Source organism: Streptomyces sp. NBC_00080 (assembly GCF_045041255.1).
Lineage (GTDB): Bacteria > Actinomycetota > Actinomycetes > Streptomycetales > Streptomycetaceae > Streptomyces > Streptomyces coriariae.
The window spans coordinates 5,308,203-5,334,777 of record NZ_CP108235.1 but is presented as its reverse complement, the minus strand read 5'-3'; the positions used below and the strand labels follow the sequence as shown (position 1 = coordinate 5,334,777).

24 protein-coding genes are annotated in these 26,575 nt (G+C 71.8%); 11 read left to right on the top strand and 13 right to left on the bottom strand.

All coding sequences use genetic code 11. The features are described 5' to 3' along the window. Positions 1–2: 2 nt before the first annotated feature. Positions 3–146, top strand: coding sequence for a hypothetical protein (locus OHU34_RS23955; RefSeq protein ID WP_160159982.1), 144 nt, complete (start codon positions 3–5; stop codon positions 144–146). A gap of 21 nt (positions 147–167) precedes the next feature. Here OHU34_RS23955 and OHU34_RS23950 read toward each other — a convergent pair whose 3' ends face one another. The 4 genes from OHU34_RS23950 to OHU34_RS23935 all read right to left on the bottom strand — a co-directional run bounded on the left by OHU34_RS23950 (position 168) and on the right by OHU34_RS23935 (position 5,557). Then, positions 168–1,664: an aldehyde dehydrogenase family protein gene (locus tag OHU34_RS23950; protein WP_142264824.1), complete on the bottom strand. Its 1,497-nt coding sequence runs from the start codon at positions 1,662–1,664 to the stop codon at positions 168–170. Continuing rightward, entirely contained in the window at positions 1,661–3,391 is a 1,731-nt protein-coding gene (locus tag OHU34_RS23945) for an amidohydrolase family protein (protein ID WP_142264825.1), read from the bottom strand. Before OHU34_RS23945 ends, OHU34_RS23950 begins: the two co-directional genes overlap by 4 nt. Positions 3,392–3,555: 164 nt before the next feature. Beyond that, positions 3,556–4,674: an LLM class flavin-dependent oxidoreductase gene (locus OHU34_RS23940; RefSeq protein ID WP_082413031.1), complete on the bottom strand. Its 1,119-nt coding sequence runs from the start codon at positions 4,672–4,674 to the stop codon at positions 3,556–3,558. A gap of 112 nt (positions 4,675–4,786) precedes the next feature. Beyond that, on the bottom strand, positions 4,787–5,557 hold the full coding sequence (locus OHU34_RS23935) for an SDR family NAD(P)-dependent oxidoreductase (RefSeq protein WP_142264826.1): 771 nt from the start codon (positions 5,555–5,557) through the stop codon (positions 4,787–4,789). A 259-nt stretch (positions 5,558–5,816) separates the two neighbouring features. Here OHU34_RS23935 and OHU34_RS23930 point away from each other — a divergent pair, with 259 nt between their 5' ends. Together OHU34_RS23930 and OHU34_RS23925 are read left to right on the top strand one after the other, a co-directional pair. Next, positions 5,817–6,512, top strand: coding sequence for a hypothetical protein (locus tag OHU34_RS23930; RefSeq protein ID WP_142264827.1), 696 nt, complete (start codon positions 5,817–5,819; stop codon positions 6,510–6,512). Positions 6,513–6,570: 58 nt separating this feature from the next. After that, the gene (locus tag OHU34_RS23925; RefSeq protein ID WP_405768220.1) at positions 6,571–7,380 is read left to right on the top strand and encodes a hypothetical protein; all 810 of its coding nucleotides are present in this window, start codon (positions 6,571–6,573) and stop codon (positions 7,378–7,380) included. Positions 7,381–7,386: 6 nt separating this feature from the next. Here OHU34_RS23925 and OHU34_RS23920 read toward each other — a convergent pair whose 3' ends face one another. From OHU34_RS23920 to OHU34_RS23910, 3 genes are all read right to left on the bottom strand, one after another. Next, on the bottom strand, positions 7,387–8,046 hold the full coding sequence (locus OHU34_RS23920; RefSeq protein WP_142264829.1) for a response regulator transcription factor: 660 nt from the start codon (positions 8,044–8,046) through the stop codon (positions 7,387–7,389). A 76-nt stretch (positions 8,047–8,122) separates the two neighbouring features. Further along, a complete protein-coding gene (locus OHU34_RS23915; RefSeq protein WP_142264830.1) occupies positions 8,123–9,046 on the bottom strand; it encodes an LLM class F420-dependent oxidoreductase in 924 nt (307 codons plus the stop codon). Next, positions 9,043–10,302 carry an amidohydrolase family protein gene (locus OHU34_RS23910; RefSeq protein WP_142264831.1) on the bottom strand — a complete coding sequence of 420 codons (1,260 nt, stop codon included), beginning with the start codon at positions 10,300–10,302 and terminating at the stop codon, positions 9,043–9,045. Before OHU34_RS23910 ends, OHU34_RS23915 begins: the two co-directional genes overlap by 4 nt. 194 nt (positions 10,303–10,496) lie before the next feature. On the opposite strand from OHU34_RS23910, the gene OHU34_RS23905 reads away from it, so the two are divergent. Beyond that, complete coding sequence (locus tag OHU34_RS23905; protein WP_142264832.1) at positions 10,497–13,475, top strand: BTAD domain-containing putative transcriptional regulator; 2,979 nt, start codon at positions 10,497–10,499, stop codon at positions 13,473–13,475. 199 nt (positions 13,476–13,674) lie between these two features. Further along, on the top strand, positions 13,675–13,872 hold the full coding sequence (locus OHU34_RS23900; protein ID WP_142264833.1) for a hypothetical protein: 198 nt from the start codon (positions 13,675–13,677) through the stop codon (positions 13,870–13,872). Positions 13,873–13,959: 87 nt separating this feature from the next. Here OHU34_RS23900 and OHU34_RS23895 read toward each other — a convergent pair whose 3' ends face one another. Further along, the gene (locus tag OHU34_RS23895; RefSeq protein ID WP_405772344.1) at positions 13,960–15,528 is read right to left on the bottom strand and encodes a FadD3 family acyl-CoA ligase; all 1,569 of its coding nucleotides are present in this window, start codon (positions 15,526–15,528) and stop codon (positions 13,960–13,962) included. Positions 15,529–15,640: 112 nt separating this feature from the next. Between OHU34_RS23895 and OHU34_RS23890 the strand changes: the two genes are divergently transcribed. From OHU34_RS23890 to OHU34_RS23880, 3 genes are read left to right on the top strand one after another with little or no spacing between them, the layout of a single operon-like run. Then, complete coding sequence (locus tag OHU34_RS23890) at positions 15,641–16,798, top strand: lipid-transfer protein (protein WP_020131991.1); 1,158 nt, start codon at positions 15,641–15,643, stop codon at positions 16,796–16,798. 24 nt (positions 16,799–16,822) lie between these two features. After that, positions 16,823–17,239 carry a Zn-ribbon domain-containing OB-fold protein gene (locus OHU34_RS23885; protein WP_142264834.1) on the top strand — a complete coding sequence of 139 codons (417 nt, stop codon included), beginning with the start codon at positions 16,823–16,825 and terminating at the stop codon, positions 17,237–17,239. Beyond that, positions 17,236–18,009 carry an enoyl-CoA hydratase/isomerase family protein gene (locus OHU34_RS23880; RefSeq protein WP_142264835.1) on the top strand — a complete coding sequence of 258 codons (774 nt, stop codon included), beginning with the start codon at positions 17,236–17,238 and terminating at the stop codon, positions 18,007–18,009. The genes OHU34_RS23885 and OHU34_RS23880 overlap by 4 nt, the downstream gene beginning before the upstream one ends. Before the next feature lie 111 nt (positions 18,010–18,120). Here OHU34_RS23880 and OHU34_RS23875 read toward each other — a convergent pair whose 3' ends face one another. Next, complete coding sequence (locus OHU34_RS23875) at positions 18,121–19,335, bottom strand: amidohydrolase family protein (protein ID WP_142264836.1); 1,215 nt, start codon at positions 19,333–19,335, stop codon at positions 18,121–18,123. A gap of 119 nt (positions 19,336–19,454) precedes the next feature. On the opposite strand from OHU34_RS23875, the gene OHU34_RS23870 reads away from it, so the two are divergent. Continuing rightward, positions 19,455–19,919 carry a MarR family winged helix-turn-helix transcriptional regulator gene (locus OHU34_RS23870; RefSeq protein ID WP_142264837.1) on the top strand — a complete coding sequence of 155 codons (465 nt, stop codon included), beginning with the start codon at positions 19,455–19,457 and terminating at the stop codon, positions 19,917–19,919. A gap of 630 nt (positions 19,920–20,549) precedes the next feature. Here OHU34_RS23870 and OHU34_RS23865 read toward each other — a convergent pair. The 3 genes from OHU34_RS23865 to OHU34_RS23855 form a co-directional block, all read right to left on the bottom strand. Further along, on the bottom strand, positions 20,550–21,095 hold the full coding sequence (locus OHU34_RS23865; RefSeq protein WP_142264838.1) for a hypothetical protein: 546 nt from the start codon (positions 21,093–21,095) through the stop codon (positions 20,550–20,552). 165 nt (positions 21,096–21,260) lie between these two features. After that, positions 21,261–23,642 (bottom strand): PQQ-binding-like beta-propeller repeat protein, encoded by a 2,382-nt coding sequence (locus OHU34_RS23860; RefSeq protein ID WP_142264839.1) that lies wholly within the window; start codon positions 23,640–23,642, stop codon positions 21,261–21,263. Positions 23,643–23,830: 188 nt separating this feature from the next. Next, on the bottom strand, positions 23,831–24,553 hold the full coding sequence (locus OHU34_RS23855) for a VOC family protein (RefSeq protein ID WP_142264840.1): 723 nt from the start codon (positions 24,551–24,553) through the stop codon (positions 23,831–23,833). 134 nt (positions 24,554–24,687) lie between these two features. On the opposite strand from OHU34_RS23855, the gene OHU34_RS23850 reads away from it, so the two are divergent. Beyond that, positions 24,688–25,323 (top strand): TetR family transcriptional regulator, encoded by a 636-nt coding sequence (locus OHU34_RS23850; protein WP_057600733.1) that lies wholly within the window; start codon positions 24,688–24,690, stop codon positions 25,321–25,323. A gap of 85 nt (positions 25,324–25,408) precedes the next feature. Here OHU34_RS23850 and OHU34_RS23845 read toward each other — a convergent pair whose 3' ends face one another. Continuing rightward, positions 25,409–25,861: an Lrp/AsnC family transcriptional regulator gene (locus OHU34_RS23845; protein WP_028807204.1), complete on the bottom strand. Its 453-nt coding sequence runs from the start codon at positions 25,859–25,861 to the stop codon at positions 25,409–25,411. Between the two features lie 82 nt (positions 25,862–25,943). Here OHU34_RS23845 and OHU34_RS23840 point away from each other — a divergent pair, with 82 nt between their 5' ends. Further along, complete coding sequence (locus OHU34_RS23840; RefSeq protein WP_230195423.1) at positions 25,944–26,558, top strand: LysE family translocator; 615 nt, start codon at positions 25,944–25,946, stop codon at positions 26,556–26,558. Positions 26,559–26,575 lie beyond the last annotated feature (17 nt).

The following is a 26,575-nucleotide window of genomic DNA, read 5'->3' as shown; positions in this document are numbered from 1 at the left end:
CCGTGAGTTCGCCCTCGGCCGGCCCGGTCGTGCTCGGTGCGTTCCGGAACCTGTCCGCCGTGCGGTTCACCGAGGATCCGGGCGCTGTGGACGAGCGGATCACGGAAGCGGTCGAGATCGGGCTCCGTGCCGTTCTCGACCTGTGAGGGGCGGTGCGTGCGGCGTTCTCACCCCGGCCACACGATCGACTGCACCTCGCTGTACGCGTGCAGCGCGTACGAGCCGACGTCCCGCCCGACGCCGCTCCGCTTGAACCCGCCGAACGGGGCCTCCATGTTGCGGCCCACGGTGTTGATGCCGACGCCGCCGGCCCGGAGCCTGCGGGCGACCCGGAAGGCGCGGGCCACGTCCGCCGACCAGACGTAGTCGATCAGGCCGTAGTCGCTGTCGTTGGCCAGGGCGATGCCCTCCTCCTCCTCGTCGAAGGGGATGACCGTGACCACCGGGCCGAAGATCTCCTCCCGCGCCACCCGCATGTCGTTCGTGCAGTCGGCGAGGAGGGTGGGGGCGACGTAGAAACCCCGTTCCAGCGGCGGGCGTTCGCCACCCGCGACGACCACCGCCCCTTCCTTCCGGCCGAGTTCGACGTACGCCTCCACCCGGTCCCGGTGGGCGGCCGAGATCACCGGGCCGACCACCGTGTCCGGCGCCCGGGGATCACCCACCGCCAACCGGCCCGCGTACGCGGCGAGTTGCTCCACCAGCCGGTCGTACACCCGACGCTGTGCCAGCACCCGCGTCGGGGCGGTGCAGATCTGGCCGCTGTAGAAGGAGAAGGTGGTGCCGATGCCGGCCACCGCCGAGGCGAGGTCCGCGTCGTCGAGGACGACCGCCGCGCCCTTCCCGCCCAGCTCCATCAGCTGGCGCCGCATGTCCCGGCCGCACACCTCGGCGATGCGCTGCCCGACCGCCGTCGAGCCGGTGAAGCTCACCATGTCGACGTCCGGCGACGACACCGCCGTCTCACCGATCCCGACGGCCCGCCCGGAGACGACGTTCACCACCCCGCGCGGCACGCCCGCCGCCTCCAGCGCCTCCGCCATCCGGTAGACGGACAGGGGGTCCTGCGGGGCCGGTTTGACGACCACCGTGTTGCCCATGGCGAGTGCCGGGGCGACCTTTCCGGCCGGGTTCGCCCACGGGTTGTTGTAGGAGGTGACGCACGTGACGACGCCGACCGGCTGCCGTACGGCGACCGCGCCCATCACGCCCGCCTTCCCCATCGGTCCGGCCTCGTTGACCTGTGGCGCGATCGGCCACTCGGCGGGCTCCACGCGCGCGTAGCGCCGGAAGCGGGCCACCCCCACCCCGACCTGCATCCCGCGCGCGGTGCCGGTCGTGGCGCCGGTCTCCGCCTGGGCCAGTTCGGCGTACGGCAGCAGCCGGGCGCGCATGATGTCGGCCGCCCGGGCGAGGATCGCCGCCCGCTCCTCGGCCGGAGTGCGCGACCAGGGCCCGAAGGCCTCCCGGGCCGCCGCGCAGGCAGCGCGCACCTGCTCCCGGGAGGCCTCCGGAGCCAGACCGACGGTCCCCTCGGTCGCCGGGTCGACGACCTCGTAGTGCCCCCCGTCGGGCTCCACCCAGGCACCGCCGACGAACAGCCGCTGCCCGCCGAAGCCGTGCGACCCACCGGACCCGTCGGTCGTGCCGCTCCCGTCGGTCACCTGGTGCTCACCGTCCTGGTGTCCCGCCCCGAGCGCAGCACCCGGCCCGGGACGGCGCCCGTCACCACGTCGTCCCGGATGGCCGCCACGCCGTTGACCCAGACCGCCCGCACGCCGAGCGCCTTCGAGTCCAGCCGAGGGCTGTCGCCCGGCAGGTCGTGCACCAGGGTGGCCTTGCCGGCGTCGATCCGCTCCGGGTCGAACAGGACGAGGTCCGCATGCCAGCCCTCCCGGATCCGGCCCCTCTCCCGGAGGCCGAACAGCCGCGCCGGGTCGTCCGTCAGCATCTTCACCGCCTGCTCCAGGCCCGCCAGTCTCCGGCCGCGCAGACAGTCGCCGAGGAAGCGCGTGGTGTACGGCGCCCCGCACATCCGGTCCAGGTGCGCGCCCGCGTCGGAGCCGCCGAGCAGTACGTCCTCGTGGCTCCAGGTGTCCGCCCGCAGCGCCCAGGAGTCCGGGTCGTTGTCCGTCGGCATGGGCCACAGGACCGTACGCAGTTCGTCGGCGGCGCAGATCTCGACCAGACAGGCGAAGGGGTCCAGGCCGCGTTCGGCGGCGATGTCGCGTACGACCCGCCCGGTGAGGCCCTCGTTCGCCGCGCTGTAGGTGTCGCCGATGACATACCGGCCGAAGTTGGTCAACCGCCGGAAGACGCCCGCCTCCTTGGAGTTGGCCCGCCTCAACAGCTCCGCCCGCACCTCCGGGTCCCGCAGCCGCTCGATCCGCTCGGGGACGGGCAGGCCGAGGACCGGCCCCCACCCCGGGATCAGGTTCAGCGCGCAGAACGTGCCCAGCGACATGTTCATCGGCGTGAGGATCGGCATGGTCAGCGCGACGACCCGGCCGCCGGCCTTCCGTGCCCGTTCGCTCGCCATGAGCTGCCGGGGCACGCGTTCCGGAACGGCCGCGTCGACGGTCAGGACGTTCCAGTTCAGGGGTCGTCCGGCGGCCGCGCTCATCTCCACGAACAGATCGATCTCGGCGTCGCTGAACTGGTCCAGGCAGCCCGCCACGATCGCCTCGATCTGGGTGCCCTCGTGCTCGCCGACGGCCCGGGACAGCGCGAGCAGCTCCTCCGGCCGGGCGTGCCGGGAGGCGACCGGCTGTCCGTCCCCGTCGGAGTGGGTCGAGGACTGTGTGGTGGAGAAGCCCCACGCGCCCGCGTCCATGGCTTCGTGCAGCAGCCGGACGATGTCGGCCAGCTGCGCCTCGCTCGGCTGCCCGCCCACCGCGTCCGCGCCCATCACGTACCGGCGCAGCGCGCAATGGCCCACCATGAACCCGGCGTTGACGGCGATCCGCCCCTCCAGCGCGTCCAGGTACTCCCCGAAGCCGTGCCAGCTCCAGGGCGCCCCCTCCTCCAGCGCGACCAGGGACATGCCCTCCACCTTGGACATCATCCGACGCGTGTAGTCGGCGTCCTCGGGACGGTCCGGGTTCAGCGGCGCGAGCGTGAACCCGCAGTTCCCGGCCGCGACCGTGGTCACCCCGTGGTTCAGGGACGGGGTGGCGTACGGATCCCAGAACAGCTGGGCGTCGTAGTGCGTGTGCGGATCCACGAACCCGGGAGCGAGGACGAGCCCGCGCGCGTCCTCGCTGGTCCGCGCCTCCTCGGTGACCGACCCGACGACGGCGATCCGCCCGTCCCGGATCCCGACGTCGGCGACGAACCCGGGCGCGCCCGTCCCATCGACGACGGTCGCCCCTTTGATGACGTGATCGAGCATGAGGGCTCCTTCTCAACTCCGATGCGATGGGCGCCCCCGAGGGGCGCGGGGCTGTATCGCTGTGCGGCTCCGCCGCGTGGGCGCGACCAGCCACGACGGACCCGCGACCGCCAGGCGACCCGCGCCCCCGGGGCGACGACGCACCCGCAGGTCCGCGACAGCGGCTACGCGCCTTGCCGGAACCGCGTCGTCCGATGGACGGGATCCGTGTCGATCTTCGGAATGACCTGCTCCCCGATCAGCCGGATCGTCTGGAGCGTCTCCTCCTTCGGCACCCCCACCGGCAGTCCGAAGGACAGCTGATCGGCGCCCGCCTGCTCCCACCGCTTGCACTGCCGCAGCACCTCGTCCGGGTCACCGCAGATCAACAGCTCTTCCTCGACGAGGAGTTCGACGAACTCGGCGTTGTACTCGGGCAGCGTCTCCGGCCAGACCGGGAAGCCCTCGGGCCGGGGGAAGGTGTCGTGGTAGCGGAACACCAGCGAGGGCAGGTAGTGCAGCCCGCCCTCGACGGCGATCCGGATCGCCTCGTCGTGCGTGGGCGCGCAGATCGCCGTCGTCGTCACCATCACGTTGTCGTTGACGAAGTCGCCGATCGGTTCGGCGTTCACCACCGCCGTCTTGTACTGCTCCAGCACCCACTCCATGTCGGACACCTTCTGGATGCTGAAGCCGAGCACCCCGAGGCCCTTGCGGGCGGCCATCGCGTACGAGGGCGGCGACCCGGCCGCGTACCACATCGCCGGGTGCGACTTCCCGTGCGGCTTCGGCAGGATCTTGCGCGGCGGCAGCTGCCAGTGCTTGCCCTGGAAGCCGACGTACTCGTCCTGGAGCCACATCTTCGGGAACTCTGCGATGGTCTCCTCCCAGATCTCCTTCGTGTAGTTCATGTCGGTGATGCCGGGGAGGAAGCCGAGGATCTCGTGCGAGCCAGCGCCGCGTCCGCTGCCGAACTCGAAGCGGTTGTCGGTGAGATGGTCGAGCATGGCGACCTTCTCGGCGACCTTCACCGGGTGGTTGACCTGGGCGAGCGGGTTGAAGATGCCCGAGCCGAGGTGGATGCGGTCGGTCGCGTGGGCGAGGTAGCCGAGGAAGACGTCGTTGGCGGAGAGGTGGGAGTACTCCTCCAGGAAGTGGTGCTCGGACGCCCAGGCGTACTTGAAGCCGGACTTGTCCGCCTGGATGACGTACTCGGTCTCCTCCATCAGCGCCTTGTGCTCGGCGAGCGGATCGGTCTCGGCGCGTTTGCCCACGTATCCCTGTACAAAGAGCCCGAATTCCACGGAGGTTCACCGTCCCGGTTCCTGGATCGCGGTTAACTGACGGTTCGTCAGATTCAGCGGATGCCGCCGACTGTGGCACCGGGCTCCTGGATGGTCAATAGCCGACGAACTCTCAGATGACCGAAACGCCCGCCAGCCATCCCCCGTCGATCACGAACGGTTGCCCGGTGATGTACGACGAGTCCTGCGAGGTGAGGAACAGGGCGAGGCGGGCCACCTCGTCCGCGCGGCCGATCCGGCCCAGGGGCACGAGCTTGCGATAGAGGGAGTCGAGGGCGCGGGTCGTCTCCTCGGGGTCGGAGTCCGGCTCCAGCCGGGACGGGTTGGACATCGCGGTGTCGATGGCTCCGGGACAGACCGCGTTGACCCGGATACGGCGGGGCGCCAGCTCCAGGGCGGCGACCCGGGTGAGGCCGAGCACCGCATGCTTGGTAGCCGCGTAGGCACCCACGGCCGCCATGCCGGTGAGCCCGGTGTAGGAGGCGGTGTTGACGATGGTGCCGCCGTCGGACAGCTCCGGCGCGGCGGTCCGGATGCCCAGGAAGCAGCCGACCTGATTGACCCGCACGACCTGCATGAACTCGTCCAGCGGGGTGTCGACGAGGGCGTTGAACCGCAGGATGCCGGCGTTGTTGACGAGCCCGTCGAGATGGCCGTACGCCCGCTTGGCCTCCCGCACCGCCGCGGTCCACTGCTCCTCCACCCCCACATCGAGGTGGACGTACAGCGCGCCGATCTCCTCGGCGAGCGCCTGCCCCTGCTCGTCGAGCACGTCGGCGACGATCACCTCGGCGCCCTCCTCACGGAACAGCCGCGCCTCCTGCTCGCCCTGGCCACGCGCCGATCCGGTGACGAGGACCACCCGTCCGTCGAGCTTGCCCATGCCGGCTCCCTTCGCCTCGGTGGAGCTCAGCATCGTATCGCCGCATCTGACGAATCGTCAGATGCGCGTGGACGCGAAGCGTGCGGGGAGAGGCCGGGCATTGCACAAGCACACACCAAGTGACCTGCCGGTAGGGACATTTGACTCTGTCCGACACCCGTCCGGGGCCCCAATAATCCTTCACGGCCGGGTAAAGCCGAACCCAAGGATGGAGTCCGCAGTGGCCAGAAGAAGACTGAGGAACAGGAAGGTCCGGTACGTGGCGATCGGTGCGGCTCTCGCGACCGGCGGAGCCGTCGTCACCCTGCTCCCGTCGGCGAACGCGGCCGACGAGAAGACACCGGACCAGATCATGAGGATGTGCCAGAGGTCCGCCGTGCTCAACGGGAAACAGCAGTCCGTGAGCGACTTCGGAGGCGCCTTCGCCGACGGATTCGAGTCCGACAACTGCGATTTCGTCGAGACGAAGTTCGAGACCTTCGACGGCCCCACCGAGAAGTCCTCCATCGATTTCCCGAACTGCGAACCGAACGCCGCCGAGCCGGCGAAGGTCTCGATCACCTGGTCGGCGGCCGCGGCCCAGGGCCAGGGAAAGTACTCGGTCACGCAACAAGGCGCCGGGGGCGGCCTCTTCGGATTCCTGAGCGGCTCCTGGCTGAAACACAAGGGCACCCTGGACATGACCGTGAAGTCGGCCACCGCAGGCGCCACGGAACAGCGGGAGGTGCCGGTCGGCAAGGTCCTCCACATGGAGTTCACGCCGAAGCTCCAGCGCATGACCGGCGAGTGGCGGGTGCGGCTCGACGCCGACCCCGGAAGCTTCGCCGTGAACCCCTCCCCCGAGCAGAACTTCGTGGCACCCGACGTCGTCGAGGGGCCCGTGATCCTGCCGGGCGCGGCTGGGGCGCCCGGTGTCGCGGACGGCACCTCCAAGGCGGTCCTGGAGGACTGCTGACCTGCGCGAAGCAGCAGAGACACCGCAGCTCGACCCGCATCCCCCACAGGAGAATCCCATGACCACCCGCACCCCCCGGGCCAGAAGCCACCGCAGCAGGAAGAAGCGCATCACCCTCGCCCTGGCCCCCGTCGCGGCTCTCGCCGTGGCCGTGCCGCTGATGCACCCGGCAGGCGCCGCCACCCCCTCCGAGGTGACCGCCGACTGTGCGGCCGACGCGAACGCACTGGAGAACTGCGAGTTCGTCGACGTCCAGTTCAAGGCGAACAGTCTCGGGCCCAATCAGCGCGTCTCACCCGTGACCCAGAACTGCGGATCGACGACCGCCGCGACGAACACCTTCAGCGTGAGCACGTCCGTCACCAGGACCATTCAGCTGGAGGACGGGTTCACCGCCGACGCCGGCACGAAACTCGGCAACTCCTTCTTCGAGATCGGCCTGAAGTTCAACACGTCGGAAATCAACATCACCCGCGACGACAAGACGACCGGCCTGGCGTTCAGCCGCTCCGACACCGTCCAGCCGGACAGCATCGGCTTCTTCATGTGGTCCGCCAAGCGCACCGACGTGAGCGGATTCCTGCGGGCCACCTACAAGGAGGCCCAGGAGGGCCAGAAGGTGTTCTTCGCGCCGAGCGAGGGCGGGAGCACCGTCCACGTCTTCTATCCGCAGATCCTGAAGAACGGTACGCCGGACGGCCGGCTCTGGCTGCGGAACGTGAAATGCGGAACGCCCGAGGCCAATGGAATCCAGAACTCGGAGAACAGCATCCCGACGGAACCGGGATTCGGCGAAGCCGGCGGAAACGTCACCGACGTGGAGGTCCCGCTCGCGGACCTCCCGCTCGCGGAGATCCCTGCACCCTGATGGTTCTCAGGTGCGAAGCACGGGTGCGGCCGGGGTGGCGCCGAGCCATCGCAGGACCGCTTCCGTGCTGCCCCGGGCGTCGATCTTGGCGTAGATGTTGCTGAGGTTGTTGCGGACGGTCTTCTCGCTCAGCCGTAATCGCAGCCCGATCTCCTGGGCGCCGAGGCCGGTCGACAGCAGCTCCATGACCTGCCGTTCACGCGGCGAGAGCAGCGCGCGCAGCCGCTCGATCGCGTCGCCAGCCGCCGGCATCCGGCGGGCCCCCTCCCGCAGGGCGGCGCATGCGGACGGGGAGAGGTAGGTGTGGCCGACGGTGGCCGCCATCACCGCGGAGGACAGCATGTGGGTGCAGTAGTCGCCCTCGGCCAGATAGCCCGCGCCGCCCCGGAAGACCCCGACGACCGTCTCGGTGTCCGTGCGGGGGCTGACGACGATCACCGGGACGCCGCGGCCGCCCAGCGCCGCCAGCAGCCCCGGGAAGGACGTCGCCGGCTCCGCGCAGCGCAGCACGACGACGTCCGGCTCACCCTCGTGCAGGGTGTCGTAGGGCGGGGCGACCCGCACCACCCGGCCCACGTACGGGTCGTCGGGGGCGGGCCAGCCCTCGTGCGGCCAGTCGTCCTCGGCGCAGGCGAGAGCGACAAGGAGTCGCTGGGAGGATCGCACTCACGGGGTCCTTCCGCCGGAACCATCACGTCCGTACGTCCGTACATACGCGGCCCGGCGTGGACATGTTCAAACTTCAAGAAGCCTGGTCGAGCAGGGGTCCCACCTCGGCTCCGAACAGGCCGATCTGGTCGGTGAGTTCGGTGCGGCTCCGGCAGCGGAAGCGCACCTGGATCTGATGGACGCCCATCGCCCCGTAGGCCCGCAGCGACTCGGCGAGGACCTCGGGCGGCCCGGTGAGGGTGCGGCGGCCCACCTCCCAGCCGGGGGCGCCGACGTACAGCGGCTCGGTGATGGCGCCGACGGTGAGCGGCGCGTCGTCCCCGCGCAGCCGCCGCAGCGTCTCGATCTGCGCGGGCAGCCGGTCCCTCGGGTCGCCCTGGGGCAGCCAGCCGTCGCCCTTGAGGGCCGCCCGGCGGACGGCGGCCGGGGAGGAGCCGCCGACCCAGAGCGGCACCCGCGCCTGGGTCGGCCGGGGCCGCTGCCCGAGCCCCTCGAAGTCGTACGACTTGCCGTGGTGGGAGGGGAACTCGTCCGGCCCGAGCGCGGCGCGCAGCGCGTCGATCGTCTCGTCGAGCACGGCGCCCCGCCGCTCGAAGTCCACCCCCAGCGCCTCGAACTCCTCCCGTACGTGACCGGCGCCGACGCCGAGGATCAGCCGGCCCCCGCTGAGGTGGTCGAGGGTCGCGTACTGCTTGGCGGTGAGCAGCGGGTGGCGCAGGCCGACGACGGCGACGTGCGCGAGCAGCCGGACCCGGTCGGTCACGGCGGCCAGGTGGGCGAGGGTGGCCACGGGGTCGTACCAGACCGTGCTCATGGCCTCGGCCAGCCGGTGCGGGATCGCCACGTGGTCGCAGGCGGCGACGTAGGCGAATCCGGCGCGGTCGGCGGCGCGGGCGATCTCGACGAGGTCGGCGGGGCCCGCGTCCGCCTCCCAGGGTTCGGCGTAGAGCGTGGACTGGGACTGGACCGGGAGCTGGATGCCGTAGTCGAGACTCACCGCGGGCTCCAGAGGCCGTCCGGGGTCAGCCCCAGCAGTTCGATCGCGTTGCCCCGTACGATGCGCTCCACCACGTCCGGCGCCAGGTGGCCCATCTGCGCCTCGCCGACCTCGCGCGACTTCGGCCAGGTGGAGTCGGAGTGCGGGTAGTCGGTCTCGTAGAGGACGTTCCCGACGCCGATGGAGTCGAGGTTCCTGAGCCCGAAGGCGTCGTCGAAGAAGCAGCCGAAGACGTGGTCGGCGAACAGTTCGGACGGGGGACGGTGGACCTTGTCCGCGACCCCGCCCCAGCCCCGGTTCTCCTCCCACACCACGTCGGCGCGCTCCAGGATGTAGGGGATCCAGCCGATCTGGCCCTCCGCGTACATCACCTTCAGGTTCGGGAAGCGCTCGAACTTGCCGCTCATCAGCCAGTCGACCATCGAGAAACAGCAGTTGGCGAAGGTGATGGTGGAGCCGACGGCGGGCGGGGCGTCGGCGGAGGTGGACGGCATCCGGCTCGACGAGCCGATGTGCATGGCCACGACCGTGCCGGTCTCGTCGCAGGCGGCGAGGAAGGGGTCCCAGTCGTCGGTGTGGACGGAGGGCAGGCCGAGGTGCGGGGGTATCTCGGAGAAGGCGACCGCGCGGACCCCGCGGGCGGCGTTGCGCCGGACCTCCGCCGCCGCCAGTTCGGCGTCCCAGAGCGGGATGAGGGTGAGCGGGATGAGCCGGCCCCGCGCCTGCGGGCCGCACCACTCCTCCACCATCCAGTCGTTGTAGGCGCGCACGCACAGCAGGCCCAGTTCGTGGTCGGCCGCCTCGGTGAAGGTCTGGCCGCAGAAGCGCGGGAAGGTGGGGAAGCAGACGGCGGACTGGACGTGGTTGACGTCCATGTCGGCGAGCCGGGACGGGACGTCGAAGGACCCCGGGCGCATCTGCTCGTAGGTGATGACCTCCAGCTTGATCTCGTCCCTGCTGAAGCCGACGGCGGTGTCCAGGCGGGTGAGGGGGCGGTGCAGGTCCTCGTAGATCCACCAGTCGCCGATCGGGCCGTCGTCGCCGGGCTCGCCCATGACGGGCTTGAAGCGGCCGCCGAGGAAGGTCATCTCCTTCAGCGGGGCCCGCACGACGCGGGGCCCGGTGTCGAGGTACTTCTTCGGGAGGCGGTCCTGCCAGACGGTGCTCGGCTCCACGGTGTGGTCGTCGACGGAGATGATCAGCGGGAGGTTCTCCGTGGCCTGGGCGGTCTTCGCGGTCTCCAATGCGTTCTCCATGGGGGGCACGGTAGCGCTGATCTGACGGATCGTCAGCTAGTGGGCGGGAGCCGGAGTTGATCGACTCCGCGGGGATGTGTGCACACCGGATGTGAGGGGTGTGTGGACTCCCGTGCAGCTGCCGGGCAAGCTGACGCTTCCGGCATGGACAGGGCAAACTGGCCTGGTAATTCGGATGCCTAAGGGGAGCCCTGATGGACGACCGGGTAGGACACCGCGACCCGCGTGTGCCGGAGCAGAGGCGTCCCGGCTCCACCGAGGAGCCGGCGGCGCTGCGCTTCGACGTGCTCGGCCCGGTGCGGGCACGGCGCGGCGACGAGCGGCTGGCCACCGGTTCACCGCAGCAACGTGCCCTGCTGGCAGCCCTGTTGCTGCGCGAGGGCCGTACGGCGACGGCCGCCGAGCTGATCGACGCGCTGTGGGGCGAGGAGCCTCCGTCGCAGGCGCTGGCGGCGGTACGGACCTACGCCTCCCGGCTGCGCAAGGTGCTCGACCCGGGTGTCCTGGTGAGCGAGTCGGGCGGCTACGCGGTACGCGGACTGGCCGAGGGTTCGTTCGACCTGGCGGTGGCGCAGGAATGGGCGGCGGAGTCGGAGAAGGCGCGGAACGCCGGGGACCTGTCCCACGCCCGCGAGGTGCTGAACCGGACGCTGGGGCTGTGGGACGGGGAGGCCCTGGCCGGCGTCCCCGGGCCGTACGCGGAGGCGCAGCGCGTCCGGCTGGAGGAATGGCGGCTGGGACTGCTGGAGTCCCGGCTGGACATGGACCTGGAGCAGGGCTGCCACGCGGAGGCCGTCTCCGAACTCACCGCGCTCACCGCGGCGTACCCGCTCCGTGAGCGGCTGCGCGAACTGCTGATGCTGGCGCTGTACCGCAGCGGCCGGCAGGCGGAGGCGCTCGCGGTGTACGCGGACACCCGACGGCTGCTTGCCGAGGAGCTGGGGGTGGATCCGCGGGCCGGACTGCGGCGGTTGCAGCACCGCATCCTCCAGGCCGACCCGGAGCTGGCGGAGCCGTCGGCGCCGGCGGCGGAACCGGCGGTGGTACGGGTGCGGCCCGCGCAACTCCCGGCCACCGTGCCCGACTTCACCGGCCGCTCCGCCTTCGTACGGGAACTGAGCGAGGTGCTGGCCGGAGCCGGTGACGGCACGGGCGCGGGCGGGCGGGTGATGGCGGTGTCCGCGCTCGCGGGCATCGGGGGCGTGGGCAAGACGACCCTCGCCGTGCACGTGGCCCATCAGGCCCGTCCCGCCTTCCCCGACGGCCAGCTGTACGTCGATCTCCAGGGCGCGGGGCCGCGGTCGGCGGAGCCGGAGACGGTCCTCGGGTCGTTCCTGCGGGCCCTGGGCACGGCGGACTCGGCGATCCCCGACTCCCTGGAGGAGCGGGCTGCGCTGTACCGCTCGGTGCTGGACGGCCGCCGGGTGCTGGTGCTGCTGGACAACGCGAAGGACGCGGCCCAGATACGCCCCCTGCTGCCGGGCACGGAGGGCTGCGCGGCGCTGGTCACCTCACGGGTGCGGATGGTGGACCTGGCGGGAGCGCATCTCGTCGACCTGGACGTGATGTCCCCCGAGGAGGCGCTCTCCCTCTTCACCCGGATCGTCGGCGAGGAGCGGGTCGCGGCCGAGCGGAAGGCGGCGCTGGACGTGGTGGCCGCGTGCGGCTTCCTGCCGCTGGCGATCCGGATCGCGGCCTCCCGGCTGGCCGCCCGCCGTACCTGGACGGTGTCCGTCCTCGCCGCGAAGCTGGCGGACGAACGGCGCCGGCTGGACGAGCTCCAGGCGGGCGACCTGGCGGTGAAGGCGACCTTCGAACTCGGCTACGGCGCACTGGAGCCCGCCCAGGCCCGCGCGTTCCGGCTGCTCGGCCTGGCGGACGGCCCGGACACCTCCCTGGCGGCGGCCGCGGCGGTCCTGGACCTGCCGGTGGAGGACACCGAGGACGTGCTCGAGTCCCTGGTGGACACCTCCCTGCTGGAATCGGCGGCCCCCGGCCGCTACCGGTTCCACGACCTGGTGCGGCTCTACGCGCGTGCGTGCGCCGACCGCGACGAGCCACCGGGCGAGCGCGGCACCGCGTTGTCGCGGCTGCTGGACTTCTATCTGGCGACGGCGGCCGGCGTGTACACGATCGAGCGGCCCGGCGACCGCACGGTCGTCCACCTGGAGCCCACGTCGTACCGGGGGCTGTCCTTCGGCGAGCGGACACAGGCCCTCGACTGGCTCTTCGCGGAGGCGCAGTGCCTGCTGGCGTGCGCACGGCAGCAGCAGTCGGGCAGCGGGCTGCGCCGTGCCGTCGATCTGCTCTGGGCCGCCAAGGACCTGGCGGAGTCGGGCGCGAACGCGAAGCAGTACGAGTGGGCGGCCACGGCCCTGCGGGACGCCGCGCAGGACGCCGCCGACGTCCGCGCGGAGAGCCGTGCGCGGACGGCGCTGTCCAACGTCCATCTGGCCGCCGGACGTTACTCCGAGGCGGACGAGGAGGCCCGGCGCGCGATCGAACTCGCGACGGCGGCGCACGACGCGACGCCGGTGAGCTGGGCGGCGACCGACCGGGGGATCATCGCCCTCGGCCAGGGCCGCTACGAAGAGGCCGAGAAGTTCCTCACCACCGCCAGGGACGGCTACCGGGCGGACGGGAACCGGCCGGGCGAGGCCAACGCGCTGTGCAACCTCTCACGGCTCTACGAGCGGATGAACCGCCCGAGCGACGCCGTCACCCTGGCCCGGCAGGGCGTCGACATCTACCAGCAACTCGGACTCACCCTGCGCCTCGCGAACGGCCGTTACGCCCTCGGCGTCGCGCTGATCAGCGCCGGCAGACTCTCCGACGGCCTGGTGCAGTTGTCGGACGCGCTGGAGATGTTCGGCAGCAACCGGCAGCGCCTGTGGGAGGGCACGACGCACTTCCGCATCGCCCAGCTGCACCTGGCCGACCGGCGGCCGGCCCAGGCCGCGCAGCACGCCGAACAGGCGCTGGCGATCGGGTTCATCGGCGGGGACCTCATCCGGGGCAGTGTGCTGACCGCGCTGGGCCGGAGCCTGCACGCGCTCGGCCAGTCGGACCGGGCACGAGCCTGCTGGCACGAGGCCCTGTCCCTCCTGGAGCGGTCGGGAGCGCCCGAGGCGGCCGAGGTACGCCGTCTGCTGGCGCCCCTGGACGCGTCGTAACCTGCCCTCGGCGGCGTTCATCGAACGTTTATGACCGCCTGGCAGGGTCTACTCAACGGTCCGTCGCCTCGGGGGGCAGACGGACCGGACGAGCCCGCTGGGGGGTGGGCTCCGGCACATGTCTCTGTCCGGCGATACTCGGGGGAATCGCCGGACAGAGGCGCCTCACTCACTTGAACACTCCCAGGGGGAGCCGAACATGAGCAACACCGAGAAGCAGACGACGCAAGCCACCGCGGACATCACCACGCTGGAGAACCACGCTCCGATCCTGCCGGCCCTGTCCAAGCCGGCGACGCCGGAGGCCGGGGCGGCCACGCCGGCGGCCGAGGAGAAGATCGTCACGCTCGAGAACCACGCGCCGGTCCCGCCCGCCCTGGACCTGGACGGCAAGTAGGCACCACCCGTCACCACTTCGACGGGGATCGGCCGCGGCGGCGCGGAGGGGAGCCGCCGCGGCCGACGTGTGTCCGGGGCCGCGCGGTCACCGTGCGCGCAGTTCGCCCTTCACCACCTTGCCGCTCGCGTTGCGGGGCAGGACGGTCACGAACTCCACCGTCCTCGGCACCTTGTAGTTGGCCATCTCCCGGCGGGCCCAGGCGATCAGGTCGTCGGCCGTGGCGACCGCGCCCGGCCGCCGCACCACGTACGCCTTGCCCACCTCGCCCAGGCGCGGATCGGGGACACCGATCACGGCCACGTCGGCCACGTCCGGGTGCAGGCCGAGGCGCTGCTCTATCTCCGCCGGGTAGGCGTTGAAGCCGCCGACGATGAACATGTCCTTCAGGCGGTCGGTGATCCGGAGGTTGCCGGCGGCGTCCAGGACGCCCACGTCTCCGGTGCGCAGCCAGCCGTCCTCCGTCAGGGCCTCCGCCGTCGCCGTCTCGTCCTCGTAGTAGCCGCGCATCACGTTGAAGCCCCGGACCAGGACCTCCCCGGGTTCGCCCGGCGCCGCGTCCACCCGCACCTCGGTGCCGGGGATCGCGCGGCCCGACGTCGAGGCGATGACCGTGGGGTCGTCCCCGCGACGGCACATCGTGACGACACCGCTCGCCTCCGAGAGGCCGTACGCCGTCAGGACGGTCTCCACGCCCAGTTCGCCCCGCAGGCGTTCGACGAGCCGCAGCGGCACCACCGCCGCGCCCGTGACGACCAGTCGCAGTGCCGACAGGTCGTGCTTGTCCCGGGACGCGTGGTCCAGCAGCGACTGGTGCAGGGTCGGCGGGCCCGGGAGGACCGAGACCCGTTCCGACGCCACGTTCGCGAGGACCGTGTCCACGTTGAACACCGGCTGCGGGATCATCGTCGCGCCCCGCATCAGACAGGCGATCACGCCCGCCTTGTAGCCGAAGGTGTGGAAGAAGGGGTTCACGATCAGATAGCGGTCGCCCTGCCGCAGCCCCGCGAGGTCGGTCCAGATCTCGTACGCCCGCAGGGTCTGCGCGTGGGTGATCACCGCGCCCTTGGGGCGGCCCGTCGTGCCCGAGGTGAAGACGATGTCCGAGGGCCACTCGCCCGCCACCCGGTCCGCCCGCGCCCGGACCTCCGCCGTCCCGATGCCCTCCCCGCTCGCCAGGAAGTCCTTCCAGGTCCGGAAGTCCGCCGGGGCGTCGTCCGAGAGGACCACCACCTGCTCCAGCGCGGGCAGCCCCGGCAGCGGGCCACCGCCGACGCCCTCCGCCGCCGCCCGCCGCAGCGACGCCACGTACGACGTCCCGAGGAAGGTGCCCGTCACGAACAGCAGACGCGTCCCGCTGCGGCGCAGTACGTCCGCCGCCTCCGTGCCCTTGAAGCGGGTGTTCAGGGGCACCAGCACCGCCCCCGCGCTCACCGCGCCGAGCGCCGCCACCATCCAGTCCAGCGAGTTCGGGGCCCAGACGGCCACGCGGTCGCCCGCCCGCACCCCGTTCGCCAGACAGGCCGCCGCCGCGCGTTCGACGCGGGCGCCGAGCTCGGCGTACGAGATACGGGTACGGCCCTCCACCACCGCCTCGGTCGTCGCGTACCGCTCGGCGGACCAGCGGACCAGGCCGGGGATCGTCCCCCACTCCATGTCACCACGCACGACCGGCCTCCCCACCGAACCTCTAGCTGACTGACCGTCAGATTAGCGGTAGCCTGACGGACTGTCAGCAGCACTGTCGCCGTGTGGAGGTGGGTGCGGCATGCCCGCAGTGACCGGAATCAAGGACGCCACGGCCATCGTCGGCATCGGGCAGACGTCCTTCGCCAAGCACCTCCCCGAGGACGAACGGACGCTCGCCTGCCGGGCCGTCCTCGCGGCCCTCGACGACGCCGGGATCGCCCCCGGTGAGGTCGACGCCCTCGCCTCCTACACCATGGAGGAGACGGACGAGGTCGAGCTCGCCAAGGCCGTCGGGTTCGGGGACCTGTCCTTCTTCAGCAAGATCGGTTTCGGCGGCGGCGGTTCCTGCGCCACCGTCGCCCACCTCGCCGCCGCCATCGCCGCCGGACAGGCCACGGTGGGGGTCGCCTGGCGGTCGCGGAAACGGGGCTCCGGGCCGCGTCCGTGGACCAACACGGCCGTCCAGCTCCCCACCCCCGCCCAGTGGACCCGGCCCTTCGGGCTGCTGCGGCCCGCCGACGAGATAGCCATGCTCGCCCGCCGCTATCTGCACGAGTACGGCGCCACCCGCGACCATCTCTTCAACGTCGCCCTCGCCTGCCGCAACCGCGCCAACCAGAACCCGGCCGCCGTGATGTACGAACGGCCGCTCACCCGCGAGATGTACATGTCGTCCCGGTGGATCAGCGAGCCCCTGTGTCTGTACGACAACTGCCTGGAGACGGACGGGGCGTTGGCGTGCGTCATCGTGAGCGGCGAGCGGGCCCGGGACTGCCGCCGGAGACCCGTGTACGTCCACTCGGCCGCCCAGGGCCTGCCCGCCCAGCACCACGGCATGGTCAACTACTGGAACGACGATCCCCTCACCGGCCCCGCCTGGGCAGCCGCCCGGCACCTGTGGAAACACGCCGACTTCACCCCGTCCGACGTCGACGTCGCGCAGATCTACGACGCCTTCACGCCCCTCGTCCCGCTCTCCCTGGAGGGCTACGGGTTCTGCGGCCGGGGAGAGGGTGGCGCGTTCACCGAGGGAGGGGCCCTGGAGACCGGCGGACGGCTGCCCCTCAACACCGGCGGGGGCGGCCTCAGCGAGGCCTACGTGCACGGCTTCAACCTCATCAACGAGGGCGTCAAGCAGCTGCGCGGGACCAGCACCGCCCAGGTGCCCGGCGCCGCGACCTGCCTCGTCACCGCCGGCGAGGGCGTCCCGACCTCCGCCCTGCTGCTCAGGAACTGACCGCACCGAGGAGTTGATCCCGCGATGCTCACCCCCGTCACCGACGCCGACGGCGCCCCCTTCTGGCGGTACGCCGCCCAGGGCGAACTCCGCGTCCAGGCCTGCGCCGACTGCGGCGAACCCCGCTTCCCGCCCCGCCCCTGCTGCCCGCACTGCCAGTCCTTCGCGAGCGAGTGGCGGCGGACGTCGGGACGCGGCCGGATCTGGTCCTACGTCGTCCCGCACCCACCCCTGCTGCCCGACTACGCCGCCCACGCCCCCTACAACGTGATCCTCGTCGAGCTGGCCGAGGCGCCCCGCATCCGGCTGGTGGGGAACCTGGTGAGCGGACCGGGGGCGGCGATCGACTCCTTCTCCCCCGACCGCATCCGCATCGGCGCCCGCGTACAGGTCGTCTTCGACGGCGACGGGCTTCCGCAGTGGGTCCTGGAGCGGCCGTGAGTGTGCGACTGGACATCGACAAGGACACCGGGGTCGCCGTCGTCACCCTCGACCGGCCGGCCCGGCTGAACGCCCTCGACCTCGACGCAGTCCGCGAACTGCAGGACATCTGGCGCGAGTTGCGGTTCGACGACTCGGTACGGGCCGTCGTCCTCACCGGGGCCGGACAGCGGGCGTTCTGCACCGGCCTCGACCGGGACGCCGTCGTGCCCCAGCCCGGCTCCCCGTACATGCAGGACGATCCGCTGCTCACCGTCGGCCCGAAGGCGAACGACCTGTGGAAGCCGGTCGTCGCCGCCGTGGAGGGGATGGCCTGCGGGGGCGCCTTCTACCTGCTCGGGGAGTGCGAGTTCGTCGTCGCGGGCGCCGACGCCGTGTTCTTCGACCCGCACACCACGTACGGGATGGTCAGCGCCTACGAGTCGGTGCTCCTGGCGCAGCGGATGCCGTACGGGGAGGTCGCGCGGATGATGCTCATGGGGACGGCGGAACGGATCTCCGCCCGGCGCGCCTTCGACGTCGGGCTGGTGTCCGAACTCACCGACACCGGTGGGGCGTCGGCCGCCGCCGTCGCCTGCGCCGCCGTCGTCGCCGGGTATCCCCCCGCCGGGGTCCAGGGCACCGTGCGGGCACTGTGGTCGGCGAAGGAGGCGGCCCGCGCGATGGGGTTCGCACAGGCGCCGCACCTCATCTCACTGGGGAACCTGCCGAGCGAGGAACAGGCACGCCTGTTCATTGCACGGACGACCGCCCGCCCGCGAACCCGCTGAACCGTCCGGAGTCCGGGCACGGCCGTCCCTCGCGCCCGCCGGGTCCGCCGTGCACGGCTCACGGCGGCCCGCCGCCTCCCTCGGCGCCTCCCGCACGGGACGGCACGGCGGTCAGGCCGCCAGGCGGGTGCCGCGGCGCCAGACGGCGCGGGTGTTGAGGGTGTCGCCGATGGTGCTCGTCGGGTCTCCGTCGACCAGCAGCAGATCGGCGCGGAGGCCCTCGGCGATGCGGCCCCGGTCGCCGAGGCGGAAGCGGCGGGCCGTGGTCGCGGTGGCCGCGCGCAGGGCCCGGGCGGGGGTGAGGCCGGCGGCCACGAGGTACTGCAGTTCGTGGTGGAGGCTCGCTCCGTGCGCCAGGCCGCCGAAGAACGTCTCGGGCATGGAGACGTCGGAGCCGGCCAGCACGTCGACACCGGCGGCGTCCAGAGCGCGCACGGTGTCGTACACGTCGTCGAGCTTGCCCTGCGGGTAGCGGTTGTAGCTGGAGCGCAAGGTCCGGTCCCACTCGGTGTCGAGGCGTGCCGCGACCCGGGGGTCGTCGGCGAGTGCGCTGCCGGTGATCCCCATCATCGAGGCGTTGAGAGTGATGCAGGGAATGACGAACATGCCCGCGTCCTTGATGATGCCGATGATCTCGTCGGTGTGCGGCTGGTCCATGAACACGTGGGTGAGGCCGTCGATGCCGGCTTCGGCGGCCATCGAGGTGGCCTCCACGGTCAGCGCATGGGCCACGGTCAGCGCGCCGTACTTCTTGGCCTCGGCCACACCGGCGTTCACGGTGGCCTGGTCGAGCGAGGGCAGTCCGGGGTGCCCCTCCACGCTGCCGTCGTCGATCATGAACTTGATGAAGTCGGATCCCCGGGCGAGGAGCTGGGGCACGAAGCGGGCCGCTTCCTCGGGGGTGGTGGAGAACGGCATCAGGGGCATCACCGGCGGGAGATCCCACTTCGGCCGGAACCCTTCGGGCATCAGCTCGCTCGGGTGACCACCGGGCGGTGTGATGGCGAAGCCGGAGGAGCGCACGTCGGCCTGGGTGTCGTCGTCGGTGATGAGCCCCCGGTTCTCCCGAGTGTTCATCCCCTGCATCTCCAGTTCGGTCGTCACCCCGAACCGCAGGGCGAGCGCCAGGGAACCCGGGGCGGAGTGGACATGGGCGTCGATCAGTCCCGGCAGGAGGGTGGCACCGGCGCCGTCGACGATCTCGCTGTCGCGGGGAGCGTCGCCACCGACACGCGCGATCCTCCCGCCGTCGACGACCACGGTCTGCACACCTGTCGCCTTCTCTCCGTCGAAGATCTGCGCGCCGGTGATCGCGGTGAGGGTCATAGCGGTCCGCCTCGTTTTCTCACGTCCAGGATTTACATACCTAATGCTATGCAGTTACCTGACAGCATGCAAATGCCTGATGGTATGCAAGTGTGCGCCCCGGCCCTAGACTCGGTCCTATGAGCCGCGTGTCCTTCCCCGAACCCTCCGACGACACGGCGTTGGACCAGATCGGCCCGGCGTTGTCACGGCTGCGCCGACGGGCACCGGCATCGAGGAAGGACCTCTCCCGCAATCTCGTGCTCAACGTGATCGCCGACGCGCCGGGCGAGACGACCGTCGGCAGCCTCGCCGCCGAGATGGGTGTCGCCCAGCCGGTGGCCAGCCGGACCGTGGCCGCCTGCATCGAGGACGGACTGCTGCGCCGGGCCGCCTCCCAGTCCGACGGACGCCGTACGGTGCTCGAACTCACCGAGCACGGCGAGGCCGTACGCGACCGCTTCGCCGCCGAACAGCGAAAGGCGTTCCTGGAGATCACCGCCGCCTGGTCGCCGGAGGAGCAGATCCAGTTCGCACGGCTCCTGGCCCGGTACGGAGCCGACGCCACCGCGTGGTCCAGGAGACAGGCCGCGAGCCCCGAGTGACCCGGCGGCGTCCCGCCCCCGGGTCACGGCCGGGAGTGCGGGCATCGACCGCGCCGACGCTCCGGGAACCTCATCGCGCGTTCCGCCTGCGGGCGGGCCGCGCACCCGGCCGTCGGGGCCCTCTGCTCAGCCGGCTGCGAGGAGCCGCTCGTGGGCCCGGCAGTCGCGGCAGCGGCCGGGTTCCGGCGTACGGAACGCGCGGTCGCAGCCGTCGCAGTTGCGCAAGGGGACGACCGCCCGGCCGACGGGGGCTTCCGGGTCTCGGGCAGGTGCGGAGAGCGGCAGGGGCGTCTCCTGGAGCCGGTAGGCGAGGAGGCCCGTCGGGCGGGTCAGGAACCGGTCCGGGAGCCTCGCGGTGAGGTGATCCGTGATGTGCGTGGGGAGGAGACCTGCCGCGGTTCTTTCAGGAGGTCAGCGGCCCGCCGGACCCTCGTGGACAAGGGCCCGGTGAGCCCGGAACGTGGACGGCGGCCGGGGGACGGTCGCCTCAGAGGCGGTGGTGCCCGGCCTGCAACTCGCCTGTGAACGCGGCCCAGGAGGCTGCTCCGAGGCACAGCGCCGGACCGTGCGGGGCAAGACGGTGTGGGCGGAAGTGCCCCGGGAGGGGTCGGCCCGTCGAGAGACGTCCGGTCAGCGGGCCGGTGCGTAGGGCTCCGGGTCGCAGTGGTCGACCTTCGCCGCGACGGCGGGGGCGGAGAGGTCGACCTGGACCGTCGTCGTGTCGTTCCCCGAGACGTACGCTTCCTCGCTCTGCTCCTCCAGCCGGCCGGAACCCGCGTCGAGGAAATCGACCGTGACGGTGAAGTAGCCGCCGGTCGCGTTCGGGTTGGCGACCTCGACCGTCGCGTACGCCTCGCTCGGCGTCGCGCAGTCGATCAGCTCCACCGTGGCGTCCTTCTGCGCCGTGGACGTGCTCGAGGAGCCGCCGTCGCCGTAGGTGTCGTCCGCGTAGTCGTCATCGTCGTCGTAGTCGTGGTACGTGCTGCCGGACGAACCGCTCGACGTCGAACCCGACGTCGACGACGAGCTGTCGTGGTTCTGGCCGGAGCTGCTGCACCCGCCGCCCCCGCCACTGTGGCTCCTGCCGTGGCCCTTGCTCGTCGAGAATCCGGTCAGCGCCAGCACGACGCACACCGCCACCGCCGCGAACCTGAGTTTCCGCCCCCGTTGCTCCATACCGACAGCTTAGGCACCGCCTGTCACGGTCATGTCACCGCGTGGCGACCGGCCGGTCCCCGGCGTAGCGTCTGCGGTGGCGGCCGCCGTCCAGGTCCCTTCCGTGCGCCCGGCACGACGGCCGTCCCGCTGCGACGGCCGTCCTCGCGGCGGTGAGCGGCCGGCTCAGGCCGTCCGCGCCGTGCCCGTGCCCTTCTCCGCGTCCAGGGCGTACACGCAGCGGTCCTTGCTGGAGGCGTACACGACACCGTCGCGGACCACCGGGGAGCCGGTGATCTCGCCGCCGGTCGCCAGCTTCCAGCGCAGCCGGCCGTCGTCGGCCTTCAGGGTGTACAGCAGGTGGTCCGTGGAGCCGAAGTGGATACGGCCCTCCGCGACCGCCGGGGCGCCCACGATGTCGCCGCCCGCCTGGAAGCGCCACTTGGGCGTGCCGGTGACCGCGTCCAGGGTGTAGAGCCCCTTGCCGCTGCCGACGTGCACATGACCGGCCGCCACCAGCACCGGGTCGACGGACGACCGGGCCTCGGTGGCGATGCGCCAGCGGTCGCGCCCGTCCGTGGCGTCGATGGCGTACACGGTGCCGAGGTAGTCGGCGAGGTAGACGCCGCCGCCGGTCACCGCCGGGCCGGGCACGAAGGTCGGCGGGGACAGGAACACCGCCGGGGCCTCGAAGTGCCAGCGCACCATGCCGCTCGCGACGTCGACGGCGAGGACGCGGGTGCCCGCGGAGACGTAGACATAGCCGTCGGGGGCGGGGGTGACCCGGACCGGGACACCGCCGCAGGAGGCCGTGTCGCCGATGGGGTACGACCAGCGTTCCTCGCCCGTACGGGCATCCAGGGCTCTGAGCCGGGCGTCCTGCCAGACATAGACCGTGCCCTCGTGCAGGACCGGCCCGGCCTCCGGGGACTCGAAGTCGGTCTGGCAGCCGGTGATCTCCCAGAGCTTCTGGCCGGCCGAGGCCTCCCAGGCCTGGACGCCGCCGCCGCGCGTGCCGGTGACGACCGTGCCCCGGTCGGCCTTGAGCGAGTACACCCAGGCGTCCGTCGACAGCCGCCACAGGTCGCCGCCCTCACGGGCGTCCAGGGCGAACAGGGTGGGTCCGTCGGAGGCGTGCACCCTGCCGTCCGCGACCGCCATCGACCAGGCCACGTCCCGCGTCTTGAAGCGACGGCGGCCGGTGGCCACATCCAGGGCGTGCACCTCGAAGGAGGTCACGTAGACGAGGTCCCCGGCGACGGACGGCGTGCCCCACACATCGTTCGACATGCGAAAACGCCAGGGCCGCCAGCCCGCCGGGGTCTCCGAGGGAGCGCTCTGCGGGGCCGGTACGGTCGTGTCGGCGCCGTTGACGCCGGGGTGCGGTCGGGACCAGTTGGCGACCAGGCCGGGCTCGGCCACCGGCGCCTTCACGGCGGCCGTGGCACGGACGTCGGCGACGCGCGGCCCCGGCCCGATCGGCACGGCGGCGCCCGCCAGCCGGACCGGACCGATGTCGGGGGCACCGACGGCCACGGGCGCGGGCGCCGGGCGGGAGAGGACCACGGGGGCGTGGGACGGCGGGGGCGGTACCGCCGGCACGGCGGGCCGGGCCATGCCCACGCCGCCTCCGCCGCCGCTGCGGGGGCTCGGGGGCGCCGGTTTCACCTGACGGCCGCCACGGCGCGTCTCGATGAGGGTGACCGCCTTCTCGGGCAGCCACGCCGACGCCGTACCGCTGTCGTCGGAGCCGGAACCGAAGAGGTGGGGGGCGAGCTGGGCCTGGAGATCGGCCGGGTTGGGCCGGGCCGTGGCCTCCATCTGCATACAGGACTCGATGAGCGGACGCAGCTCGTCCGGCAGGCCCTCCAGGTCCGGTCCCTCGCGCAGCAGCATGAAGACCGTCTCGACCGGGTTGGCGCCGTGGAAGGGCGGATGTCCGGTGGCGGCGAAGACCAGCATCGAGCCGAGCGAGAAGACATCGCTCGCGCCGGTCACGCTGCGCGAGTCCTTCGCCTGCTCGGGGGACATGTAGGCGGGGGTGCCGACCGCCACGTTCGTCATCGTCAAACGCGTGTTCGAGACGCCGGACGCGATACCGAAGTCGATCACCCGGGGCCCGTCCTCGACGACCAGCACGTTGGACGGCTTCAGGTCACGGTGGACCAGCCCCGCGCCGTGGATCGACTGCAGCGCCTCGGCGACGCCCGCCGCCAGCCAGCGCACCGCCTGGGCCGGCATCGGCCCGCAGTCGTTCACTATTTCCTCGAGGGAGGGCGCGGGCACGTACGCGGTGGCCAGCCAGGGCACGGCGGCGCGGGGATCGGCGTCGACGACGGCGGCCGTGTAGAAGCCGGAGACCGCCCGGGCCGCCTCCACCTCGCGGGTGAAACGCACCCGGAAGAGCTGGTCCTCGGCGAGCTCGGTCCGGACCGTCTTGATCGCCACGCGCCGGCCCGAGGCCGAACGGGCCAGATAGACCAGCCCCATGCCGCCGGCGCCCAGCCGTCCCAGCACCTCGAACGGCCCGATCCGCCGCGGATCGTGCTGCGTCAGCTGATCCACCACTTGCCTGCCACCTCCCCGTACGAACCGCGTCACCCACTTGTGTACACGGCCCCGTGCAGCGTCTCACCACCGCACCGCCATGGCGGCACGCCCCCTGATTCTTCCTGGCCGGACGGCCGGTTGCGAACCCGGGGGCAATCGGGGTGTCTCATTTCATATACGCGCATACGGCACGTATACGGCACCCGTCAGCGCTGGAGCAGCGCGAACGATGCCCCTTGATTGTCCGTGACGACCGCCACGATTCCGTACGAAGCGGTGAACGGACCCGCCTGAACCCGCCCGCCGAGCCGGCTCACCGCGCCGAGAGCCGCCTCGCAGTCCTCCACGCCGAAGTGGACGAGGAAGTGCGGCGGCATGACCTCCGGGAAGACGTCGCCGACCGGCGCCCGCCCGAAGTCGGGCTCGGCGCCCGGCCCGAACAGGGCCTCGTGGAAGAGATGACCGTAGAAGGTGTTGGCGGCCTCGGTGTCCCGGGCGTAGAGCTGCGCCCAGGCGAAGGCGCCGGGCCGGTGCCGTACGCCGAAGCCGGGGTGGCCGGCCGGCTGCCACAGGCCGAAGACCGCGCCCTCGGGGTCGGCGGCGAGCACGGTGGTGCCCGCCTCGCCGACCGGCAGCGGCGCCATGATGACCTGCCCCCCGGCGTGCTGGATACGACGGGCGGTCTTCTGCGCGTCCGGGGTCGAGAAGTACACCGTCCAGACGGTGGGCATCCGGCCGTCCGTCTTGTGCGCGAGCGCCGCCACCGGCTCGCCCTCCAGCCGGGCCCACACGGAGGAGCCGTACGCCTCCACGAAGTCCCACCCGAAGAGCTCACCGTAGAACCGCTTGCCCGCGTCCACGTCGGGGAGCTGCGCGTCCACCCAGCAGGGGACGCCCTCTGCGTACACCGATGCCCTGTTTTCGGCCATACAGCCAAACTAACGGCGCCGCCCGCAAGCCGCAGACCAGGCACACCCGCCTCCGCACCCCCTCGCACCCCATTTGCAGTCGGCCGAATAGCGCTCCGATCACCCCTCGGTAAGCTGACGGCATGACAGGACAAGTGCGTACCGTCGACGGCCGCGTGGCCGGTCGGCGCGGGCAGGCGACGCGGCAGAAGCTGCTCGACTGCCTCAGCGAGATGCTCAGCTCCTCTCCGTACCGCGACGTCAAGGTCATCGACGTCGCCCGGAAGGCGGGCACTTCACCCGCGACCTTCTACCAGTACTTCCCGGACGTCGAGGGCGCCGTACTGGAGATCGCCGAGCAAATGGCCGCCGAGGGAGCCGAGTTGACCGGCCTCGTCGAGGGGCGCTCATGGGTCGGCAAGGCGGGCTGGCAGACGGCGCAGGAACTCGTCGACGGCTTCCTGGAGTTCTGGCGGAAGAACGACGCGATCCTCCGGGTCGTCGACCTCGGCGCCGCGGAGGGGGACAAGCGCTTCTACAAGCTCCGCATGAAGATCCTCAACTCGGTGAACAACTCCCTTTCGGACGCGGTCGCCGAGTTGCAGTCCAAGGGCAAGGTCGACAAGGACGTGAACCCGGCCGCGGTCGCCGGCGCGCTCGTCGCGATGCTCGCGGCGGTCGCCTCGCACCAGAAGGGCTTCCAGACGTGGGGCGTCAAGCAGGCTGAACTCAAGCCGAATCTGGCCCTGTTGGTTCACCTGGGCATCACCGGCAAGAAGCCGACGAAGTAGCCCGACCCCACTCGATTTTCGGTCAAGTCCTGTCTGCCAGGCGGCAGCTCACCCGGGTGAGCTGCCGCCTGCCGCGCTGTCGGCCTCAGGCGGGCAGCGCCCGGTCCCTCACCACGTGCTTCATCACCAGCGTCGACGTCAGCCGCTGCACCCCCGGCAGGGTGGCGAGGCGCTCGTCGTACAGCCGCTGGAAGGCCGCGAGGTCGGCGGTGGCCACCCGCAGCAGGTAGTCGGGCTCCCCGAACAGCCGCTGCGCCTCCAGGACGTGTTCCACCTCGCCCACCGCCCGCTCGAACTCGGCCACGGTGTCCCGGTCCTCCTGCCGCATCGAGACGAAGACCAGCGCCTCGAAGGTCAGCCCGACGGCGGCCGGCTCCACCACCGCCCGGTAGCCGCTGATCGCCCCGGACCGCTCCAGCTCCCGCAGCCGCCGGTGACAGGGCGAGACGCTCAGCCGCACCCGCGCGGCCAGCTCGGTCACGGTCAGCCGCCCGTCCTGCTGAAGCTCGGCAAGAATCTTCCGGTCCACGTCATCCATGGGGCAGATCTTCCCCCGGATCGCGGCGAACTGCGAAAACTTCGGGAACACTTTCGTCCACATCGCGCCTAATGTCGCCGGTATGGACTCGGGAACGCTGATTTCTTTCCTCGCCGTCGACCTGCTGCTCGTGTGTGTGCCGGGCGCCGACTGGGCGTACGTGATCTCCGCCGGGCTGCGCGGCCGTTCGGTGGGCGCGGCGGTCGGCGGCCTCGTGAGCGGATACGCCCTGCACACGACGCTGGCCGCGGCGGGCCTCGCGGTACTGGTCGCGGGGTCGCCGACGCTGCTCACCGGGCTGACGGTGGCGGGCGCCGCGTACCTGGTGTGGCTGGGGTGGGCCGTGCTGCGGCGGCCGGGGACACCGGGCGCGGGCGCGGAGATCACGGCGGGCGGATCCCGGGTGTTCCTGCGCGGGGCCACGATCAGCGGTCTGAACCCCAAGGGCCTGCTGCTCTACCTCTCGGTCCTGCCGCAGTTCCTCACCACCGGCGAGGGGCACCTGCCGGTGGCCGCCCAGACGACCGCCCTCGGCCTGCTGCACATGGCGTGCTGCGCCGCCGTCTATCTGACGGTGGGCGTCCTGGCCCGCAGGCTGCTGGGCGCCCGCCCGGCGGCGGCACGAGCGGTGACCCGCACCTCCGGCGCGGCAATGCTGGGCATCGGCACGTTTCTGCTGCTCCAGCACGCCTTGTAGCGCCTTCCGGGCCCCCG